The following is a 19,882-nucleotide window of genomic DNA, read 5'->3' as shown; positions in this document are numbered from 1 at the left end:
GCGTGATGGGAATCGGTGGGTGCCGTTCGCCCGAAAGGGACCGTGCCTCCTATCGGCATTTCTCCGCACGAACGGCGAACGGTTACGGTTCAGCCGACCACCGGGAAGCGGCCCACCCGGCACCTACGCGCCGGGAGCGGCCTGGCGGCGCAGGACGACGAGCTCCCGGTTCATCTCGGTCAGAAAGCGGACGACTACGGCCAGTTCCTCGTCGGTGAAGCGTTCGCGTGCGATCCCGGCGCAGCGGGCCAGGGGCCGGAAGTACTCCCCGGCGACGCTTCTGGCCGTCTCCGCGTAGTGCAGGTGCACCACGCGGCGGTCGTCGACAGCCCGGACACGGCGGACGTGACCCGCCTTCTCCAGCCGGTCGATGCACGCGGTCACCGCGCCGGAGGTGAGATTGAGCTGTTTGCGCAGTTGACCGGGCGTCATGGGCCCCTCGGCGGGGTCGGTGTCCAGGATCGCGATCAGGGCCTGCACATCGGTGAGATGCAGCCCCTGTGCGTGGGCGAACTCGTGAGCGATGCGGTTGAACTCGCCGTTCATCCCGCGCAACAGGACCACGAACGATTGCAACCCCGTCGAGTCGTCCTCGGGAGGAGATGACGCGCGGTCGTCTTTGCCGTCCATGTGTCCAGTATAGATTCTCTCAATCATCGAGATACTTGATGGCTGACTTGTTTCGACAGCTTGGGGATGCTCATGAGAACGACGCCGCCGTGGGCGCGATGGCTCGTACCGCTCGTCCTGCTGCTCGTCTGGCTGGGGGTGGGAGGCACGCTCGGGCCCTACGCCAGCAAGCTGGGCGAGGTGGCCACCAACGACCAGGCCGCGTTCCTGCCGCAGAGCGCCGAGTCCACGAAGGTGCTCACGGCGCGTGAGGCGTTCGACCAGTCCGAAACCCTGCCCGCCGTCGTGGTCTGGACGGCGGACGGCGGCCAGGTCTCCGAACGGCAGCAGGCCGCGGCCACCCGCGCGGTCGACGAACTCGCCGGACGGCCCGGGGTCGTCGGCCGCCCTTCGCCCGCCCTCCTTTCCCACGACAAGGAGGCGATGCAGGCCGTCGTCCAGCTCGAACCCGACCTGGGAGAGGCCCTGCCGGACGTCCTCGCCGAGGTTCGCCGGACGGCGCAGGGCGTGCCGGACGCCACGCCGCAGATCGCCGGCCCGGCGGCGAGCCGGAGCGAGCTTTCCGACGCGTTCGCGGGCGTGGACGGGCTCTTGCTGGGCGTGGCACTGGCAGCGGTGCTGCTGATCCTGCTGCTGGTCCAACGGAGCGTCCTGCTGCCGTTCCTGATCATCCTGGGCTCCGTCTTCGCCCTGGGCCTCGCGTGCGCCGTCGTCTACGCGCTGGCGGACCGGGACCTCGTACGGGTGGACGGCCAGGTGCAGGGCATCCTCTCCATCCTCGTGATCGGCGCCGCCACCGATTACGCGCTGCTGCTGTCCGCACGCTTCCGCGAGGAGTTCGCCGTGCGCGGCGACCGGGCCGCGGCCGCGGTGGCGGCGGTGCGCCGCTCGTTCGGTGCCATCACCGCCAGCGCGGCCACCGTGGCACTCGGCCTGCTGGCGTTGCTCGCCAGTGACCTCACCAACAACCGCGCCCTCGGGCCGGTCGGCGCCATCGGCATCGTGTGCGCCGTGCTGTCCACGCTCACCTTCCTTCCGGCCGTTCTCGCACTGCTGGGCCGCAGCGCCTACTGGCCGTCCCGGCCGAAGGCATCGGACGCGTCCGGCGAGGGGCACGGCGTGTGGCGCCGTGTCGCCGCGACGGTGGACGCCCGACCACGCCGGACATGGGTGGTGACCGCGCTCGCCCTGACTGTCTTCGCGGCCTTCTCCCCGTCACTGTCCGCCAAGGGCGTACCGCTGGACGAGATCTTCGTGAACGACGCCTCCTCGGTCGCCGCCCAGGAGACGCTCGGCGAACACTTCCCCGGTGGCTCCGGCAACCCCGCCGTCATCATCGCGGACGCCGACCGTGCCGCTCAGGTGACGGCCGCGGCGAGGAGCACCGACGGCGTGGCGTCGGCAGGGCCGGTGTCCGCTTCGGGCCGTCCGACTGCCGACGAGCCGCTCGTCGTCGACGGCCGCGTCCGTATCGACGCCACGCTGGAGGCCGCGGCCGACAGCGACGCCGCCAAGGAGACGATCCAGCGGCTGCGCGAGGACGTACACGCGGTTTCCGGTGCCGAGGCGCTGGTCGGCGGGTACAGCGCGCAACAGTTCGACACCCAGCGGACCGCCGCCGCCGACCGAACCGTCATCGTGCCCCTGGTCCTCGCCATCATCCTGCTGATCCTGGTGCTGCTGCTGCGCTCACTGCTCGTTCCGGTGCTGCTGGTGGCGACCGTCGCGGTCAACTTCCTGGCGACGCTCGGGGTCTCGGCGCTCGTCTTCGAGCAGCTGCTCGGATTCAGCGGCACCGACGCCTCCGTGCCGCTGTACGGGTTCGTGTTCCTGGTGGCGCTCGGGGTCGACTACAACATCTTCCTGATGTCCCGGGTACGGGAGGAAGCGCTCGCGCACGGCACCCGGCAGGGGGTACTGCGCGGGTTGTCGACGACCGGAGGAGTGATCACCTCGGCCGGTGTCGTACTCGCCGCGACGTTCTCCGCCCTGATGGTGATCCCGCTCGCCTTCCTGGTCCAGATCGCGTTCATCGTGGCCTTCGGCGTCCTGCTCGACACTCTCGTGGTCCGCTCACTCCTGGTGCCCGCGCTGGTGATCGACATCGGTCCCCGCGCGTGGTGGCCCAGCGCCCTGGCCCGCAACGGCGGCACCGGATCCGCGAGCGGACCGTGACCACCCGGCGGGAGGGGGCCGACGCGCCGGGGCCGTCTTCCGTTCCTGCGGTGGGCGGACGGACACGGCGCCGGCGGCCGGGCGGACCACCGCCGGCTCCCGCCCTGCGCGCGAGTGGGCGGGCGGTCACGGACACCTTCGTGCATCCGTCCGTGCCTTCTCGTACGAAAGGTTGTGTGGGCGGTCGGCGCCCGGCCTCTGCGACAGGAGAGCACGTGCACGGCGTGGCGATGGACGGGGCCCGTACGGCGGGCGGGCCGGGACGCCGCGCCGTCCCGTGCGCCCGGGCCGTCCCGTGGGCCCTGGCGGATGCGGCGACCGGCCGCAGCGCCGCGACGTCCCCGGCCGTTGCGGACATGATCGGTGCCACGGGGCACCATCGTCGGCGCGAGCCAGGAGGAGACACGTGGGCACGGACGGACAGCGGCACACGGAGCGGCTGCACTGTCTGGTCACCGGAGCGTCCGGATACATCGGCGGGCGTCTGGTACCGGAACTGCTGGGGGTGGGCCACCGGGTACGGTGCCTGGCCCGCTCCCCCGGCAAACTCCGCGACCATCCCTGGGCCGCAGACGTCGAGACGGTTCAGGGGGACGTCACGGACGCCGATTCGGTCTGCGCGGCCATGCGCGGGATCGACGTCGCGTACTACCTCGTGCACGCCCTCGCAAGCGGCTCCGGGTTCGAGGAGACCGACCGGCAAGCGGCCCGGCTCTTCACCGAACAGGCGCATGCCGCAGGGGTACGGCGGATCGTCTACCTCGGCGGGCTCACGCCCCGGGGCGTCCCGGAAGCGCAGCTGTCCCCGCACCTGCGGTCCCGCACCGAGGTCGGGCGGATCTTCCTGGACGGGCCGGTGCCGGCCACCGTGCTGCGCGCCGCGGTGGTCATCGGCTCGGGGTCGGCGTCGTTCGAGATGCTGCGCTATCTGACCGAGCGCCTGCCGGTCATGGTCACGCCCAGGTGGGTGCACACCCGCACGCAGCCCATCGGGGTACGGGACGTGCTGCGCTATCTCGTCGGCTCGGCCACCATGCCGGCCGATGTCGACCGGGCGTTCGACATCGGCGGCCCGGACGTCCTGACCTACCGGGACATGATGCGCCGGTACGCCGTCGTCGCCGGACTGCGGCGGCGGGTCATCGTGCCGGTACCGGTTCTCACCCCGGGACTGTCCAGTCACTGGGTCGGCCTGGTCACCCCGGTGCCCGCCAACCTGGCCCGGCCCCTGACGGAGTCGCTGCGTCACGAGGTCGTCTGCCACGAGCACGACATCGCCCGGTACGTACCCGACACCCCGGGCAGGCCGCTGCCGTTCGACGAGGCGCTGACCCTGGCGCTGCGCAGGGTACGGGAGGCGCAGGTCGCCACCCGCTGGTCGTCCGCCGCCGCACCAGGGGCGCCCAGCGATCCGCTGCCCACCGACCCGGACTGGGCCGGCGGCAGCCTCTACCAGGACAAGAGGCAGTTGTCGGTCGACGCGTCCAGGGAGTCCCTGTGGCGAGTGATCGAGGGAATCGGCGGCGACACCGGCTGGTACTCGTTCCCCCTGGCCTGGGCGGTCCGGGGCCGGCTGGACCGGTTCGTCGGCGGTGTCGGCCTGCGCCGCGGACGACGTGACGCCGAGCACCTGCGGGTCGGTGACTCGCTGGACTTCTGGCGGGTCGAGGAGATCGAGCCCGGACGGCTGCTGCGTTTGCGTGCGGAGATGCGGCTGCCGGGTCTGGCATGGCTCGAGATGTGCTCCGAGACGGACGAGGAGGGCCGCACCCGTTATCGGCAGCGCGCCCTGTTCCACCCCCGGGGCCTGCTGGGCCACGCCTACTGGTGGTCCGTCTCCCCGTTCCACGCCGTCGTCTTCGGCGGCATGGCCCGCAACATCACCCAGGCCGCCGCCAAGGGCATGAGAGCGCGTGGGACCCCGGCGCAGGCCGGCCGCGCCCGGCGGCCCCGCCGCGCGCGAAGAGTCCGTCATTAGCGCAACAGCACCGCAGCACCCCACCGGGAGTCATGCCATGACCGTCGCGGTCGTCCTGTTCACCTCGGACCTGCGTCTGCACGATCATCCGCCGCTGCGCGCCGCCCTCGCGGCGGGCGACGAGGTGGTACCGCTGTTCGTCCGCGACCCCGGTGTCCGGGCGGCGGGCTTCGACGCACCCAACCGGCGTGCCTTCCTCGCGGACTGCTGACCGATCTCGACGGCTCCCTGCGCCGGCGCGGTGGCCGGCTCGTGGTGCGCTCGGGGCCGGTCGTCCGTGAGGTCGGCGCGGTCGTCGCCGAGTGCGGCGCCGCGGCGGTGCACATGGCCGCGGGCGTCACCCGGTACGCACACCGGCGGGAGGAGCTGCTGCGCCAGGCCCTCGGCGAACGCGGCGTGGCGCTGCGCGTGCACGACGCGGTGATCACCGCCGTCGCGCCGGGCACCGTGACGCCCGCCGGCAGCGACCACTACGCCGTGTTCACCCCCTACTTCCGCCGCTGGTCGCGCGAGCGGCTGCGGGAGACCTGTCCGGCGCGCGCATTGTGCGCGTCCCCGACACGGTGCGCGGCGAGCCGCTCCCTCTCCCGGCGAGCCGTCCGGAGTCTCGCCGGGCCTTCCCTCAGGAGGCGAGACGGCGGGCCGTGAACGGTTCTCGCGGTGGGTCCGGTCGGGGTTGTCCAGGTACGACGAGCAGCACGACGACCTGGCGGCTGACGCGACCTCACGGGTGTCGCCCTATCTGCATTTCGGCGCCCTCTCGCCGGTGGAACTCGCCCGGCAGGCCCGCGCGCAGGGGGGACCCGGGGTGGAGGCGTCCGTCCGCCGGCTGTGCTGGCGCGACTTCCACCATCAGGTCCTGGCGGCCAGGCCCGAATCGTCCGTCCGGGACTACCGCACCCGGCACGACCGGTGGCGGACCGAGGACGAGGCGGCCGAGGACATCGCCGCCTGGCGAGAGGGCCGTACGGGCTATCCGGTCGTCGATGCTGCGATGCGCCAACTGCGCCACGAGGGCTGGATGCACAACCGGGGGCGCCTGCTGGTGGCCGGCTTCCTGACCAGGACCCTGTACGTGGACTGGCGGATCGGAGCCCGGCACTTCCCGGACCTGCTCGTGGACGGCGACATCGTCAACAACCAGCTCAACTGGCAGTGGGCCGCCGGAACCGGCACCGACACCCGCCCCCACCGCGTCCTCAACCCCGTGCTCCAGGGCAGGCGCTACGACCCGAGCGGCGCCTACGTACGCCGCTGGGTGCCCGAGCTTCAGGACATGGACGACCGGGCCGTGCACGAGCCCTGGCGGCTCCCGGAGGACCGACGCGCGGGGCTCCGCCATCCCGCCCCGTTGATCGGCCTAGCCGACGGGGCGGCACGCTTCCGGCACGCCCGCGGCCGCGTCTGGGGAGCCACGCGCCGTACGCAGGCGTCGGCGTACCTGCCCCCGTTGCGGTCCCCCTGGCTCTCCAGGCGCCGCCCCCTGCCCGCGGTGCTCCTGGAGCTTCGCCGACCGGCATCGCGTCGGCCCGGAGACCGCCGGGCTGAGCCATCGCCAGGAGACCTGCGCCGCTGGGCCGGTGGAGTGAGCGGTTCCCCGGACAGGCCCCCGACGGGGCGGCAAATCGGCGCATCCGCACCCCGGTGGGGTACAGAAGCACAGGTGTACAGGTGACCGATGGTGAAGAGGGGCCGAGCATGCTTGGACTGCGGCCGACCGTGGCGGAACCGGCGGGACTCGTCGACGAGCCGCTCACGGCCCTCGACGCCTGCAGGGCCGTCGAGACGGTCCTGGGACACGTCCTCGACGCGGGTCTGGACCGGGCCCGCGGCGTGGACCCCGTGTTCGCCCTGGACGTCGCCGGCCGCGTCGCAGCGTTCGTCCGGCGCGGTGGGAAGCGGCTGCGTTCCGCGTTCGCGTGGTGCGGATGGCGGGCCGTGGGTGGCTCGGGCGACGCCACGGCGGTCGTGCACACGGGAGCGGCCCTCGAACTCCTCCAGGCATGCGCCCTCATACACGACGATGTGATGGACGGATCGCTGCTGCGCCGGGGAGCACCGGCGATGCACGTCGACCTCGCCCGCATGCACTGGGCAGCACGGATGACCGGCTCGGCGGAGTCGTTCGGGACCTCCGCCGCCGTGCTCGCCGGCGACCTGGCGCTGGCCTGGGCGGACGATCTGCTGACGGAGACGGCACTCGGTTCGCCGCACGGCCCGCGGCTCTACCGCGAGTGGCAGGCGATGCGCGGGGAAATGGTCGCCGGGCAGTACCGCGACCTCCACGCGCAGGCAAGCGGCTCGTCCGGCGTCGACGAGGCGCTGACCATCGCCACCCTCAAGAGCGCCCTGTACACCGTCGAGCGGCCCTTGGCGCTGGGCGCGTCGCTGGCCGCCGCCGGCCCGTCCCTGGACGCGTTGCGTGCCGCCGGCCGGTGCGCGGGGTTGGCCTTCCAGCTCCGCGACGACCTCCTCGGCGCCTTCGGTGACCCGGCGTCGACGGGCAAGCCGGTAGGCGACGACCTGGGGTCACGCAAGCTCACCTACCTCCTCGCCGTCGCCCTCGAACTCGCCGACGCCTCCGGGGACAAGGAGGCCGCAGCCGTACTCGCCCCGTCAGCGGGCCCCCGGCCGGAGCACACCGTCGAGCACATGCGAAGGGCGTTGGAGCGGACCGGCTCCCGGGCCGTGGTGGAGTCGAAGATCGTGGAGTTGGCGACCACGAGCCTCGGGCACTTCGAGGCCACCGGCGCCGAGCCCGCCGTCCGACGGGAGTTCGCCGCGCTGGTCGAACGGGCATCGTGCGTCACCCCGCTCCGCACCCAGGGGGACATGTGAGGACGGTGACGGGACCGACCGACCACGTCGTCGTGGTGGGTGCCGGACTGTCCGGCCTGGCCTGTGCCCTCCACCTGCTGGGCGCCGGCCGCCGGGTCACGGTCGTCGAACGGGACGCCGGTCCGGGCGGCCGGGCCGGCCGCGTACGGCTCGGCGGATACCAGGTGGACACCGGTCCCACGGTGCTGACCATGCCGCACCTGGCCGACGAGGCCTTCGCGGCCGTCGGCGACAGCCTCGACCACCATGTCGAACTGGTGGCCCTGCACCCTGCCTATCGGGCGGCCTTCGCGGACGGGACCTCGCTCGACGTACACACCGGCGGCGAGGCGATGGAGGCGGAAGTGCGGCGTTTCGCCGGACCGACGGAGGCGGCGGGCTACCGCAGGCTGCGGGACTGGCTTCAGCGGCTGTACCGGGCGCAGATACGACGCTTCATCGACACCAACTTCGACTCGCCCCTCCCACTCCTGCACCCGGATCTGGCACGTCTGGCGGCGCTCGGCGGCTTCGGGCGGCTGGACCACCAAATCGGCCGCTTCCTCTCCGACGCCCGGCTGCGCCGTGTCTTCTCCTTCCAGGCCCTGTACGCCGGGGTGGCCCCCGCCCGAGCCCTCGCGGCCTACGCGGTGATCGCCTACATGGACACCGTGGCCGGCGTCTGGTTCCCCAAGGGCGGCATGCACGCGCTCCCCCGCGCCATGGCCGCGGCGGCTGCCGACGCCGGTGCCCACCTGCGATGGTCGGCCGAGGTGAGCACGCTGGAACGCTCGGCGGACCGGGTGAGGGCCGTACACCTGGCCTCAGGTGAGCGGATCCCTTGTGACGCGGTGGTGCTGAGCTGCGAACTGTCGGCCGCTCACCGGCTCCTGGGGCGAGCTCCCCGACGCCCGGTCCGGCTGCGGCACGCACCCTCGGCAGTGATCCTGCACGCCGGGACGGACCGCACCTGGCCCGGCCTCGCCCATCACACGCTCTCCTTCGGGGCGGCATGGGAGCGCACGTTCGACGAACTGACCCGCTCGGGAGCGCTGATGAGCGACCCGTCCCTGCTGATCACCCGCCCGACGGCACACGATGCCACCCTCGCGCCGCCGGGCCGCCACCTCCACTACGTCCTGGCCCCCTGTCCGAACACCACCGTCGGCCCCGCCGCCGCAACCTGGCGGGACCTGGGCCCGCGCTACCGCGACAGCCTGGTCGACGAGTTGGAGCGCCGGGGCCTGGACGGGTTCGCGGGCAGCATCGAGGAGGAGCTCCTGGTGACCCCGCTGGACTGGACGGCACAGGGCCATGCGGCGGGCAGCCCCTTCTCGGTCTCCCACACGTTCGCCCAGACCGGGCCCTTCCGCCCGCGCAACCTGGTACGCGGACTGGACAACGTGGTGCTGGCCGGCTGCGGGACCACCCCCGGCGTCGGCGTCCCGACGGTGCTCATCAGCGGCAAACTCGCCGCCGCCCGCGTCACCGGCTCCTCGGAGCGCCACCCCGCTCGAACCCGGCCGGCCCCGGCCGCCGCCCCGCCCACCCCAACCGCGGCAGGTGCCGATGACCCGTCGTGAACTGGACGCCGCCGGGATCACCGATCCGTCCCTGCGCGCCGCATACAGCCGATGCCGGGGGCTCAACGCCCGTCACGGCCGGACCTACTTCCTGGCCACCCGTCTGCTGCCCCTGGAACGCCGCTCGGCCGTGCACGCGCTGTACGGCTTCGCCCGCTGGGCGGACGACATCGTGGACGCTCTCGACCGGCGCCGGGCACCCGAGGAGCGTGACCGGCTGCTGCACTGTCTGGAGAGCGACCTCGCGCACGGGCTGCGTACCGGCCGCGGGGACGAACCCGTGGTCCGGGCCGTGGCGGACACGGCCGACCGGTACGACATCGAGCCCACGCTGTTCGCCGACTTCCTGGCCTCGATGCGCGCCGACCTGACCGTCACGGACTATCCGACCTACGCCGACCTGCAGAGCTACATGCACGGCTCGGCCGCGGTGATCGGCCTGCAGATGCTGCCGGTGCTCGGTACGGTCGTTCCCCGCGACGAGGCGGCGCCGCATGCGGCGGCCCTCGGGGTGGCCTTCCAGCTCACCAACTTCCTGCGGGACGTGGGCGAGGACCTGGACCGCGGCCGTGTCTACCTGCCCGCGGACCTGCTCGCCGCCCACGGTGTGGACAGGCCGCTGCTGGAGTGGAGCCGCCGCACGGGCCGCCGCGACCCGCGGATCCGCGCGGCGCTCGTCGCCGCGGAGGCCATGACCAGGGACGTGTACCGGGCGGCGGAACCCGGCATCGCCATGCTCGACCCGCGGGTGCGCCCCTGTATCCACACCGCGTTCACCCTGTACGGCGGCATTCTCGACGCGATCGCGGGCCATGACTACACCGTGCTGCATCACCGTGCGGTGGTCTCGCGCGGCCGGCGTGCGGCCACCGCCGCGGCCGGTGCCGTACACGTGCTCGGCGCCCGGTGGCGCGCCCGTGCCCCGCGTCCGGCGCCCGTGGCAAGCGGCACGGCACGGCACTCGAGTGGGAGGGACACGGGCAGTGAGTGACCGAGCGGACAGGACTCGCTGGACATCGCCGCTGCGGCGGCGCCGTGGCCCGGAATGGGCGGCGCAGTCGCCGACCTGGCGGGAGGCGCGGCCGGCGCTGATCTCCGACGCGCTCAAACGGGCGTGTGCACGTCGCTCCGGCAACTGGTTCGTCGTCGGTGCCTCCCGGGACGTGCGCGCCGGCGGGCGCCCGTGCGGCAGGACGGTGGGCGGCGTCGAGGTCGTGCTGTGGCGCTCGGACACGGGTGAACTGCGCGCGGGTCCGGGCGCCTGCCCACATCTGGGTGCCCCTCTGCGCGACAGCCGCGTGGTGTGCGGCAGGCTGGTGTGCCACTGGCACGGACTGGCCCTGGACGGTTCTCCGTTCGCCGGCTGGACGCCGTACCCCGTGCACGACGACGGGGTGCTGGTGTGGGTACGGCTGGACACGGTGGGCGGCGAGGAGCCTTCGCAGCGCCCCGTCGTGCCGGTGCGGCCCACGACAGGCAGCCGGGTGGACGCCGTGTTCACGACGGTGGGGCGGTGTGAACCGCAGGACGTGGTGGCCAACCGGCTGGACCCCTGGCACGGCTCCTGGTTCCATCCGCAGTCCTTCGTCGACCTGACGGTGGTGCGTGAGCCGCAGGGTGACGATGACGACGCTTTTGTCGTCGACGTCTCCTTCCTGGTGGCGGGGCGTCTGGTGGTCCCGGTCCGCGCCGAGTTCACCGCGCCGGAGCCGCGCACGGTGGTCATGCGCATCACTCAGGGCGAGGGAGCCACGTCCGTGGTGGAGACCCATGCCACGCCGCTGACCGGTGCGGCCGACGAGCGGCCACGGACCGCCGTGGTCGAGGCGGTCGTCGCCACCTCGGACCGGCGCGGCTTCGCGCTGGCCCGGGCAGCAGCCCCCGCGCTGCGCCCGTTGATGCGCTGTACGGCCGGGCGCCTGTGGCGCGACGACCTGGCCTACGCCGAACGACGCTGGGCGCTGCGCAGCACCGGACGGTTCCCGGGCTGACGGCGCCGGGCGGACGAGGCCGGGTCGTGGTCGTCCGGGCCGGGACGCTCGGCGGCCGGGGGCGCCGGGGAGCACCGGCTAGGCGCGCGCACGGCGTGCCACGAGTGCGCCGAGTGCCCGCAGCGCCGGGGAACGGCCCGCCCGGGGAACCGTCCACAGCACCTGGCCCCGGATGCCCCAGGCGGCGAGCAGGGCCCCCGCCGCCAGGAAGCCGGTGGTGGCGGCGCGTTCCATGAGCGCGACCGGAAGATCGCAGCGGATCGCGTCACCGGCAAGCGTCAGCCATGGGTGGGGCGTCCGCACGGTTGGTCGCCGGTGGTGGGAGCCGACGGCGAAGAGCGGGCAGTCCGAGCGCCACTCGTGCCGGACGTCGACGATGCGCGCCTGACGCGTCTCCGGGTACACCTGCTGCAGTTGCTCGACGAGCCTGTTCTGCACCTTCTCCGATTCCGCGTCGGCGGCGACGGCGTAGGCGTGCAGTTCCACCACCGAGCCACGGTTCCGGGCGGCCCAGCGCGCGGCCTCGCCCTCGTACCGTTCCAGGACGCTGATGTTGTCCAGGCCGCCGTACCCGCTGGTGCCGAGGAATCCCGCACGAGTGGCGCACACCGGCCGATCGAGCCAGAGCCGGGAGACGAGGAACGGCGGGGCGGTGCGCACCGCGGCGACGTCGTCGCGCCAGGCGGCGGTGCCCAGGCCGGGTGACGCGGCGACGAGCCGGCGCAGTCCCTCGGTGTCGAGGGCGAGCACCACCGCTTCGTGACGGTCCACGCCGGTGTCGGTCCGCACCTCGGCTCCCCCGGCGTCGCGCGGATGGACGCCGTGCACGGGTGAGCCGGTGCGCACGGCCGTCCCGAGGCGCTGGAGGTAGTCGCCGAGCGGCTCCCAGAGCGCCTGCGGGAAGGGGTCGTTCGGCACGTCGAAGAGCAGGCCCTCCGCCGAGCCGAGGAAGTAGATGTGGAACATCAGCAGCAGTTCAGCGGCGGACAGTTCACGCGGATCGGCGAAGAAACTTCGGGAGAACACCTCGAACGCGAGGTGGTGGGCGGCCTCGGGGAAGCGGACCGCCTCCAGGAACGAAGTCGCGGTGATGCCGTCGAAGCGTTCGTAGACCTCGGGCACGCGGACGTCGAGGAGCGGCAGTGCCGCCCGGGCGTCCATGGTGGCGAGGTCCCGCCAGCCGAAGGTGGGGCTCAGGGCGACGAATCCGAGCGCGCTGAACGGCGGGGTCCGCGGGACGCGGGCGAAGCTGTCGGTCAGCCCGCCGCTGTGCCGCAGAGGGTAGTCGGGCAGTGGGGTGAGCCGCGTGAGGGCGGGGTCGGTGCGTCGCAGCAGGCCGCGCAGGTTGTAGTACTGCCGGAAGAAGGCGTGGAAGCCGCGGCTCATGGTCGCCACGGAGCCGTCGGCCAGGCGGGTCCGGCGGCCGGCGAGACGGCCGCCGAGTGATTCCTCCTGTTCGTAGAGGGTCACGCGGGCGCCGCGTTCGGCCAGCAGAGTGGCCGCGGCGAGACCGGCGATTCCACCGCCGACGACGGCGACGGACGGCGCGTCCCCGTACTCGAACCGGTTCCGGCCGGGTGCGGGCATCAGTACCTCGGCCTTGCGGTCGCGGCCCCGTCGGGCGGTACCGCTCGGGCGGGCGCTCATCGGGCGCACCCGGCTGCGTCGGCGCAGGCGTTGCGGGCGAGGAAGGTGTGCACGATGCCGGTCTGCCACCCGGCGACGGGCACGGCGCGCACACCGGTGAAGCCGGCCCGCGTGAGTCGGTCGGTGAAGGCGGGTGCGGTGTCGAAGTCGAGGACGCTGTGCCACAGGTGGCGGTACAGGCCGCGGTCGCCGCTGAGCGTGCCCGCCGGGATGACGACTCCTTGGCACACTGCCGTCCACAGGGCGCGATGCACGGGCGAGCCGCTGAGACAGTACTCGTGGACGGCGAGGCGTCCGCCCGGTCGCAGCTGGGTCCGGACCGCCGCGAGGACCCGGTCCGGGTCGGTGACGTTGCGGAAGAGGTAGGCGGCGAACACCGCGTCGAAGGGGCCCTCCCCGGCCGTCGCCACTGCCTCGGCGGTCAGGTGCAGGAAGCGCACGCCGGCGGGCCACGGTTTGTCCAGTGCGCGCCGAAGCATGCCCGACGAGGCGTCGACCGCCGTGATCCGGGCGCGGGGCGCGGCTCGCAGCAGGGCCCGGGTGGAGGTGCCCGTGCCGCAGCCGAGATCGAGTACGTGGAGCCCGGCTCCCTCGCCGGGCAGCCGCAGGCGGCGCGCCGAGCGGAGCAGGTCGGTGCGGTAGCCGGGGTTGAGGGCCGTGAGGCGGTCGTAGGTGTGCGACGCGTGGTCGAAGGCGCGTGCCAGATCGTGGTCGCGCAGCAGTGTCATCGGGTGCTCTCTCCGATTCGTGGGGCGGTACGGGACCTGCGGGGCAGGAAGGGGAGTTCGACGGCGGTCCGGAGCATCGGGCCGACGGGGGTGCGCAGTCCGATGCCCCACTCCTCCCACGGTGAGGTGGCACCGTCGAGGAAACGCAGCAGGCGCTCCGCGGGAGTACGGCGGAACAGGTCGGTGAAGAACGCGGGGCCGTCGATCCGCCCGGTGTCCAGGGCCCGCAGCAGCACCGCGTCCATTGCGAGCGCCCGCCGCCCGTGGGGTGGTGGCACGGTCCCGCGCCCGTCGCGCAGGGCAGCGGCGATGGCCTTGCTCTGCCGCTGCACCGCGGCGAAGGTGTAGCCGGTGGCCGGACGGGTGGCACCGCCCGCGGTCCCGATACGGAAGACGGCTGCCCCGAGCCGCCGGGGGAAGCGCGCGTCGGTCATGGGGATGACGCCCTGCTCCGCCGCCTCCACGGTGAACGCGCCGAGGTCAAGGATGTCGCGGCTGTAGTGGCCGAGTGCCGACTCGTAGGCCGCTGTGGTCAGCGCCGTCCGGGAGAACTCGGTGTACTCGACGAGCGCCCGGTCCGGCGCCAGCGGAAGGACGTATCCGAACGCGAGTCCGTGGCGCGGCTGCGGTACCCGGAAGTCCATCAGATCGGCGACCGCGGGATCGAACCGGCCCGCGGCCGTGCGTACGAACCAGCCGCGGAAGTGCTGCAGCAGCTGCGTACGGGCCGGAGGCAGGGCGGGCAGGGGGCGGGAGTCGAACACGTGGCGGGCACGCAGCGTCAGCGTCCGGCCGTCGGGTTCCGTGCAAAGGACTTCCGCCCCGCCGGACACGTTGCGCACCGCCTCCGCCGTGGCGCGCAGGACGTGCCCACCGGGGGAACGGGCCAGCCGGGAGTGCACCAGCCGTTCGAACGGTGCGGAGCGCAGCATGCGGTAGAGGAGCGGGGCGGGGTCGACGGTGAACTCGCCGCCGTCGGCGCCGTGGATGCGCAGCCGGGACCAGGAGGCGGTGACCGCTTCGTCGAAGTCTCCGGTGCCGTGGTCCCAGTAGCACCAGGTCCGCTCGGGCGGGCGCAGCGGGCCGTCCGGCGGTTCGACGACGGTCACGGTGGCGGCGCCTGTCTCCGTCAGCCGGTGCGCGAGGCTGAGGCCGGCCGCGCCGCCGCCGACGACGACCACCTCGGAGGTACGGGCGGAGGGTGCGGGACCTCGGCTCACCGGGCCCGCCGTTCGACGACGGGCGTTCCGTTGGGGGCGGTGCGCAGGACCTCGGCGTCCGTCGCCGGCGCATCGGCGTCCGTCGCCGGCGCATCGGCGACGGTTGCGGCCACCTGGCGCGGGTCGCCTCCCGGAAGCAGTGGCAGGGCCGTGCCGACCATGGGCCGATCGGCGGAACAGGTGTTCAGGTGCCCGGGCCGGACGTCCGGCACCCCGACGCCGTCGCCCCGCGCCTCGCGGCGCACGGCGTGGAGCCCGGCACTCGGCGCAGCCCTGGAGGGCGCCTGGGCGGCCCGGGGCAGGCGACGCGAATCGCGTCCGGCGAGGGCCGTGCGTGCACCCCGGCCGGCCACCTCGGCGGTGCGCTCACCGCCGAGGACGCCGGTGGCACCGGCCACCGGAACACGCGCACCGTAGATGTTCACGCCTCACTCCCGGCCAAAGGGTCGACACGTCTCTTCCGTCAGCGCCTCTTCGGGCGCCGGCCGGTCGTGGATGCGGCCGATCGAGGTCGGCCCGACGTCACCCACGCGCCAGGAACCGACTCCGGCGTGCGTACCCGACACCGGCGCGCCGTGCACCGATCCGGTCGCCCGGTGATCCGCGCACAGGTACCGGCACTCACCGAGTGTCGAGGCCGAGGGTGCGGACATCCGCCCAGCGGATCACGTCGGGCCGGCCGATGCCAGGCGCCACAGCGGCCGAGTGCGGCACGGGCGACGTCCCGTCACCCCGACGCGACCGACTCCACGACCGCGACGGCCCCCGACGGACGCGGCAGGCCGGCCACCGCCTGCCCGGCCCAGCCGGGTCCGAGCGTCAGGACGACCGGCTTCCGGCGGGCACCGCGCACCCCCACTCCATCGCGGCCACGTGCTGTGCCAGTGGCCGGCTGGCGGTGGTACGGGACTGCGCCCACGACCCCACCGCGGCCGGCCCGGTCCTGTGCACCGCCGCGACGAGCGACTCGACGGGCAGCGCGCCACCGAACGTGCGCACCGGGATCCCACGTTCGGCCAGTGCGGCGGCGAGCACTTCCAACGGCAGCGTCTCACCCCACAGATCGAATTGGGTTAGGCTTACCTAATCATCGCGACTTCAAGGGGATGCCGTGGGACACGGCTGGCAGGGTGCGGTCCTCAAGCTCATGCGAGGCAAGGACTTCACACTCACCGTCAGATCGAACGAACGACTCTCCGACAGACTCCACCGACTCTCCTTCTCCGACGGCGGGATGCTGCGGGCGACCGGGGTTCACCCGACGATGTGGGTGCGTCTCTGGTTCGACAACGGCGGCCGACCCCACCAGCGCGCCTACACCCTTGTGGATCCCGACCCCGCCGAGGGGACGTTCAGCATGGACTTCGCGCTGCACTCCGGCCGCGCCAGCGACTGGGCCCGCGCAGCACATCCCGGCGCCACCATCGAGGCGACGGTGCAGGGTTCGGAGTTCGCCCCGCCGGATCCCCCGCCTTCCCGGCTTCTCGTCGTCGGCGACGCCGCATCCCGGCCGGCGATCGACTCACTGCTCGGCTCGATGCCACTCACGCCGGCCACGGTCTGGTACGAGACGTCGCACGTCTGCGACAGCGACCACGCTCCGCGGGTCGGCACCGCGTCCCGCGAGGTCGTCCATGTGCCACGCCGAGACAAGGGCGCCCACCTGATCGAGACGGTCCGTGCCGCCCTCCCGGAACGCGTGGACGATGCCTCCTATCTCTGGATCGCCTGCGACACGGCGACCACCCGGGCCCTCGCCTCCTTCGCGCGCAAACAACTCGGCGTACCGACGGAGCGGCTGCACGCTCTCGGTTACTGGCGGGCGACCTGACCGAAACAGGGTTAGGTTAGGCTTAGCTAAGTGCCATGGTGTGGCGCGTGGGATTCTCCCGGGGAGGGACGGTCATGGCCTTGCCGACCATCGAGTCGTATCCGATGCCCGAACGCTCGGCACTCCCCGCATCGTGCGCGTCATGGACCGTCGATCCGGATCGGTGCGCGCTCCTTGTGCACGACATGCAGAACCATTTCGTACGGGCCTTCCCTCCCGGCCTCCCGCCCGTCGTGGAACTGGTCCGCAACATCGCTGCTCTGCGCGAACTCGCCGGGGCACTCGGCATACCGGTGTTCTTCAGCGCCGAGCCCGCCGCCCAGCAGCCCGGCCAGCGGGGGCTCGTCGCCGACGTCTGGGGGCCCGGCATCGGGGACGAGGCCGACGCAGCCGCCATCGTCGGCCCTCTGCTTCCCCGCCCGGGCGAGCACGTGCTGGCGAACGTGCGCCACAACGCCTTCCTCCGGAGCCATCTCGGCAGGCTGCTGCGTCAGGAGAACCGGGATCAACTGATCATCTGCGGGGTGCACGCGCACCTCGGCGTCCTTCTGACCGCCGCGGACGCCTTCATGAACGACATTCAGCCGTTCGTCGTGGCGGACGCCGTGGCCGACTTCTCCGCCGAGGAGCACGCCACGGCACTGCGCTGGGCGGCACGCAGCGGCGTGGTCCGCACGACCGACGCGCTGCTGCACGACCTGCTGCTGCACAGGGTGCCGAAAGACGCGTGACGCCCCTGCCGAACCCTTCGAGCACCGAAACATCCCCAAGTATCAAGAAGAGACGGAACGAAGATGACCGTACGGGTCGCTGTGGCCGGTGCCAGTGGCTACGCGGGGGGCGAACTCCTGCGCCTCCTGTCTTCCCATCCGGAGGTGGAGATCGGCGCCGTGACGGCCCACAGCAGCGCGGGGCACCGGCTCGGTGAGCTGCAACCGCACCTGCCGGCGCTCGCGGACCGGATGCTGGAGTCCACCTCGGCCGACGTGCTGCGCGGACACGACGTGGTGTTCCTCGCCCTGCCCCACGGCGAGTCGGCGCCGCTCGCGCGCGGTCTGGAGGAGGACTCGCTCGTCCTGGACTGCGGCGCGGACTTTCGGCTGCGCGACGCCGCCGCATGGACGCGCTTCTACGGCTCGCCGCACGCCGGGACATGGCTGTACGGGCTGCCGGAACTACCCGGCGCGCGAGCCGAGTTGCCGGGTGCCCGCCGGATCGCCGTGCCCGGCTGTTACCCGACGGCGGTCACCCTGGCCCTGATGCCCGCCTACGCCGCCCGCCTGGTCGAGCCGGAAGCCGTGATCGTCGCGGCCGGCGGCACGTCCGGGGCCGGCCGCGCGGTGAAGCCGCAGTCGCTCGCTTCCGAGGTGATGGGTTCCATGAGCCCGTACGGCGTCGGCGGAGGCCACCGGCACACGCCCGAACTGACGCAGAACCTGTCGCGGTTGGCGGGCGAGCGGGTCACCGTGTCGTTCACGCCGACCCTGGCGCCCATGTCCCGCGGCATCCTCGCCACCTGTTCGGCCCGGCTGCGTCCCGCGGTCTCCGGCAAGGACGCTCCCGACCGGGTACGCGCCGCGTTCGAGGAGGCGTACGCGGACGAACCGTTCGTCCGGCTGCTACCGGTCGGCCGATGGCCGTCCACCGGCTCGGTCGTCGGCTCCAACACCGCCCTGGTACAGGTGGCCGTGGACCAGGACGCCGGCCGTCTCGTCTGTGTGAGCGCCATCGACAACCTGGTGAAGGGCACCGCCGGTGGCGCGGTGCAGTGCATGAACGTCGCTCTCGGCCTGCCTGAGCCCCTGGGCCTGCCCACGAATGGAGTGGCTCCGTGACCGTGACCGCTGCCCAGGGGTTCCTTGCGAGCGGTGTCGCCGCCGGCATCAAGGAATCCGGCGAGGCCGAGTTCGCTGACGCCGCCCCCGCCGTGTGCCTCGACCTGGACGTGGCCATCAACGACGTCCGGGGCTGCCGCGACGGAGCTGCCGGCCCGTCCCGCGACAAGCCGAACATGTCACAACGCCGGATCACCGTCACCGTCGGCCTCCGCGCCGGCGAGGACCCGGCGGTCGTCCGGACCGACGACCTCACCGCCGAGTACGTCCACGAGAACAGCACCTACAGCTCATGAGCGGAGTGGAAACAAGGATGGGGACACCCGTCGATCAGGATGTGGCCGGGGCGGATCCGACCGTCGGGGACCTGCCGTGGCTGGAGGAGCTCCAGGGGCGGACGGTCGTCGTGAAGTTCGGCGGCAACGCCATGGTGGACCCCTCGCTCCACCGGACGTTCGCCCAGGACGTGGTGGAGCTGTGGCACGCCGGGCTGCGCCCCGTCGTCGTGCACGGCGGCGGCCCTCAGATCAGCGCGATGCTCGACCGGCTGGACCTGGAGGTCCGCTTCGAGGCGGGCCTCCGGGTGACCACCCCGGAGACGATGGACGTGGTCCGGATGGTGCTGACGGGTCAGGTGCAGCGCGAGCTGGTCGGCGCCATCAACGCACACGGACCGTTCGCCGTGGGCCTGTCCGGTGAGGACGCGCACACCATGACGGCCGAACGGCGCCCGGCCTGGGTGGACGGACAGCCCGTTGACATCGGTCTGGTCGGCGACATCGTGTCCGTGGACGCGGCGACCGTACGGACGCTGCTGGAGCAGGGCCGGATTCCCGTGGTCTCACCGATCGCCCGCGGTGCGGACCGGGAGGTCTACAACGTGAACGCGGACCTCGCCGCGTCCGCGCTGGCCGTGGCTCTGGGCGCCGAGCGCCTGGTGGTGCTCACGGACGTGGAGGGGCTGTACGCGGACTGGCCGCACAGCACCCAGGTCGTCGAACGCCTCACCGCCGCGGAGCTGGACGGGTTGCTGCCCGAGCTGGCAAGCGGGATGCTGCCCAAGATGGAGGGCTGCCTGCGGGCGGTCCGCGCCGGCGTCGGACGGGCGCACGTCCTCGACGGCCGCGTCCCGCACGCGGTGCTGCGTGGGGTGTTCAGCGAGAAGAGCCCCGGCACGACCGTCGTGCCGGACACTCTGCCGGTGGGCGAGGGAGCCGGCGCATGAGGGCCGACGGGACCTGGAACGCCGTCGGCGCGTCGACCGTGCGACCGGCTCGCGCCCTGACGGTCATGGAACAGGAGATCGCCACCCTCGTGCAGGAGTTGCCCGGCATCCTGGACGGCTGACGTGCCCGAAACACGGAAGGGGCCGGAGCCGTCCGGCGGTTTCTAGGGATCGTCGCAACACGTGGTCGTGTTGATCAGGCCGCGAGTAGTTTATGCAGGC

17 protein-coding genes and 2 pseudogenes are annotated in these 19,882 nt (G+C 72.9%); 13 read left to right on the top strand and 6 right to left on the bottom strand.

From position 1 onward, the window contains the following. Window positions 1-123: 123 nt before the first annotated feature. Window positions 124-630, bottom strand: coding sequence for a MarR family winged helix-turn-helix transcriptional regulator (locus IE198_RS32235; protein ID WP_189893095.1), 507 nt, complete (start codon window positions 628-630; stop codon window positions 124-126). A gap of 72 nt (window positions 631-702) precedes the next feature. Between IE198_RS32235 and IE198_RS32230 the strand changes: the two genes are divergently transcribed. From IE198_RS32230 to IE198_RS32200, 7 genes and pseudogenes are all read left to right on the top strand, one after another. Then, window positions 703-2,805, top strand: coding sequence for an MMPL family transporter (locus IE198_RS32230; RefSeq protein WP_189893093.1), 2,103 nt, complete (start codon window positions 703-705; stop codon window positions 2,803-2,805). Window positions 2,806-3,211: 406 nt separating this feature from the next. After that, window positions 3,212-4,783, top strand: a complete 1,572-nt coding sequence (locus tag IE198_RS32225; protein ID WP_189893091.1) for an SDR family oxidoreductase — start codon at window positions 3,212-3,214, stop codon at window positions 4,781-4,783. Between the two features lie 37 nt (window positions 4,784-4,820). After that, window positions 4,821-6,185 (top strand): annotated as a pseudogene (locus tag IE198_RS32220) (cryptochrome/photolyase family protein); the annotation flags it as partial. Window positions 6,186-6,481: 296 nt separating this feature from the next. Continuing rightward, window positions 6,482-7,621, top strand: coding sequence for a polyprenyl synthetase family protein (locus IE198_RS32215; protein ID WP_189893089.1), 1,140 nt, complete (start codon window positions 6,482-6,484; stop codon window positions 7,619-7,621). After that, complete coding sequence (gene crtI / locus IE198_RS32210; RefSeq protein ID WP_189893087.1) at window positions 7,618-9,183, top strand: phytoene desaturase family protein; 1,566 nt, start codon at window positions 7,618-7,620, stop codon at window positions 9,181-9,183. The genes IE198_RS32215 and crtI overlap by 4 nt, the downstream gene beginning before the upstream one ends. Further along, on the top strand, window positions 9,170-10,174 hold the full coding sequence (locus IE198_RS32205) for a phytoene/squalene synthase family protein (RefSeq protein WP_189893086.1): 1,005 nt from the start codon (window positions 9,170-9,172) through the stop codon (window positions 10,172-10,174). Before crtI ends, IE198_RS32205 begins: the two co-directional genes overlap by 14 nt. Continuing rightward, the gene (locus IE198_RS32200; RefSeq protein WP_229834680.1) at window positions 10,167-11,174 is read left to right on the top strand and encodes a DUF5914 domain-containing protein; all 1,008 of its coding nucleotides are present in this window, start codon (window positions 10,167-10,169) and stop codon (window positions 11,172-11,174) included. Before IE198_RS32205 ends, IE198_RS32200 begins: the two co-directional genes overlap by 8 nt. A 78-nt stretch (window positions 11,175-11,252) precedes the next feature. On the opposite strand, the gene IE198_RS32195 is transcribed toward IE198_RS32200, so the two are convergent. The 5 genes and pseudogenes from IE198_RS32195 to IE198_RS32175 form a co-directional block, all read right to left on the bottom strand. Continuing rightward, window positions 11,253-12,821, bottom strand: a complete 1,569-nt coding sequence (locus tag IE198_RS32195; protein ID WP_189893084.1) for an FAD-dependent oxidoreductase — start codon at window positions 12,819-12,821, stop codon at window positions 11,253-11,255. Then, window positions 12,818-13,549: a methyltransferase domain-containing protein gene (locus IE198_RS32190; protein WP_189893083.1), complete on the bottom strand. Its 732-nt coding sequence runs from the start codon at window positions 13,547-13,549 to the stop codon at window positions 12,818-12,820. The genes IE198_RS32195 and IE198_RS32190 overlap by 4 nt, the downstream gene beginning before the upstream one ends. Further along, complete coding sequence (locus IE198_RS32185; protein WP_229834679.1) at window positions 13,546-14,769, bottom strand: lycopene cyclase family protein; 1,224 nt, start codon at window positions 14,767-14,769, stop codon at window positions 13,546-13,548. Before IE198_RS32185 ends, IE198_RS32190 begins: the two co-directional genes overlap by 4 nt. Then, window positions 14,766-15,194 carry an SDR family oxidoreductase gene (locus IE198_RS32180; RefSeq protein WP_189893081.1) on the bottom strand — a complete coding sequence of 143 codons (429 nt, stop codon included), beginning with the start codon at window positions 15,192-15,194 and terminating at the stop codon, window positions 14,766-14,768. Before IE198_RS32180 ends, IE198_RS32185 begins: the two co-directional genes overlap by 4 nt. Window positions 15,195-15,496: 302 nt before the next feature. After that, window positions 15,497-15,819 (bottom strand): annotated as a pseudogene (locus IE198_RS32175) (transcriptional regulator); the annotation flags it as partial. 61 nt (window positions 15,820-15,880) lie between these two features. Between IE198_RS32175 and IE198_RS32170 the strand changes: the two are divergent. The 6 genes from IE198_RS32170 to IE198_RS36240 all read left to right on the top strand — a co-directional run bounded on the left by IE198_RS32170 (window position 15,881) and on the right by IE198_RS36240 (window position 19,782). Continuing rightward, a complete protein-coding gene (locus IE198_RS32170) occupies window positions 15,881-16,600 on the top strand; it encodes a siderophore-interacting protein (protein WP_189893079.1) in 720 nt (239 codons plus the stop codon). Between the two features lie 74 nt (window positions 16,601-16,674). After that, a complete protein-coding gene (locus tag IE198_RS32165; RefSeq protein WP_189893077.1) occupies window positions 16,675-17,331 on the top strand; it encodes an isochorismatase family protein in 657 nt (218 codons plus the stop codon). 63 nt (window positions 17,332-17,394) lie between these two features. Continuing rightward, window positions 17,395-18,435 (top strand): N-acetyl-gamma-glutamyl-phosphate reductase, encoded by a 1,041-nt coding sequence (gene argC, locus IE198_RS32160; RefSeq protein WP_189893074.1) that lies wholly within the window; start codon window positions 17,395-17,397, stop codon window positions 18,433-18,435. Continuing rightward, on the top strand, window positions 18,432-18,731 hold the full coding sequence (locus tag IE198_RS32155; RefSeq protein WP_189893072.1) for a bifunctional ornithine acetyltransferase/N-acetylglutamate synthase: 300 nt from the start codon (window positions 18,432-18,434) through the stop codon (window positions 18,729-18,731). Before argC ends, IE198_RS32155 begins: the two co-directional genes overlap by 4 nt. Before the next feature lie 17 nt (window positions 18,732-18,748). Further along, a complete protein-coding gene (argB, locus tag IE198_RS32150) occupies window positions 18,749-19,660 on the top strand; it encodes an acetylglutamate kinase (protein ID WP_189893070.1) in 912 nt (303 codons plus the stop codon). Further along, window positions 19,657-19,782, top strand: a complete 126-nt coding sequence (locus IE198_RS36240; RefSeq protein ID WP_268246518.1) for a hypothetical protein — start codon at window positions 19,657-19,659, stop codon at window positions 19,780-19,782. The genes argB and IE198_RS36240 overlap by 4 nt, the downstream gene beginning before the upstream one ends. Window positions 19,783-19,882 lie beyond the last annotated feature (100 nt).

This window comes from Streptomyces xantholiticus (assembly GCF_014651015.1).
In the GTDB taxonomy this organism is placed as follows: domain Bacteria; phylum Actinomycetota; class Actinomycetes; order Streptomycetales; family Streptomycetaceae; genus Streptomyces; species Streptomyces xantholiticus.
Note: the sequence above shows the minus strand (reverse complement) of the source record. Positions and strands in the feature narration are given on the sequence as shown.

What these genes read in the sequence shown, in the direction of transcription:
- IE198_RS32235 (WP_189893095.1), bottom strand. Translation starts at nt 630, where the DNA reads ATGGACGGCAAAGACGACCGCGCGTCATCTCCTCCCGAGGACGACTCG.
- IE198_RS32230 (WP_189893093.1), top strand. Translation starts at nt 703, where the DNA reads ATGAGAACGACGCCGCCGTGGGCGCGATGGCTCGTACCGCTCGTCCTG.
- IE198_RS32215 (WP_189893089.1), top strand. Translation starts at nt 6,482, where the DNA reads ATGCTTGGACTGCGGCCGACCGTGGCGGAACCGGCGGGACTCGTCGAC.
- IE198_RS32205 (WP_189893086.1), top strand. Translation starts at nt 9,170, where the DNA reads ATGACCCGTCGTGAACTGGACGCCGCCGGGATCACCGATCCGTCCCTG.
- IE198_RS32195 (WP_189893084.1), bottom strand. Translation starts at nt 12,821, where the DNA reads ATGAGCGCCCGCCCGAGCGGTACCGCCCGACGGGGCCGCGACCGCAAG.
- IE198_RS32190 (WP_189893083.1), bottom strand. Translation starts at nt 13,549, where the DNA reads ATGACACTGCTGCGCGACCACGATCTGGCACGCGCCTTCGACCACGCG.
- IE198_RS32165 (WP_189893077.1), top strand. Translation starts at nt 16,675, where the DNA reads ATGGCCTTGCCGACCATCGAGTCGTATCCGATGCCCGAACGCTCGGCA.
- argC (WP_189893074.1), top strand. Translation starts at nt 17,395, where the DNA reads ATGACCGTACGGGTCGCTGTGGCCGGTGCCAGTGGCTACGCGGGGGGC.
- argB (WP_189893070.1), top strand. Translation starts at nt 18,749, where the DNA reads ATGGGGACACCCGTCGATCAGGATGTGGCCGGGGCGGATCCGACCGTC.
- IE198_RS36240 (WP_268246518.1), top strand. Translation starts at nt 19,657, where the DNA reads ATGAGGGCCGACGGGACCTGGAACGCCGTCGGCGCGTCGACCGTGCGA.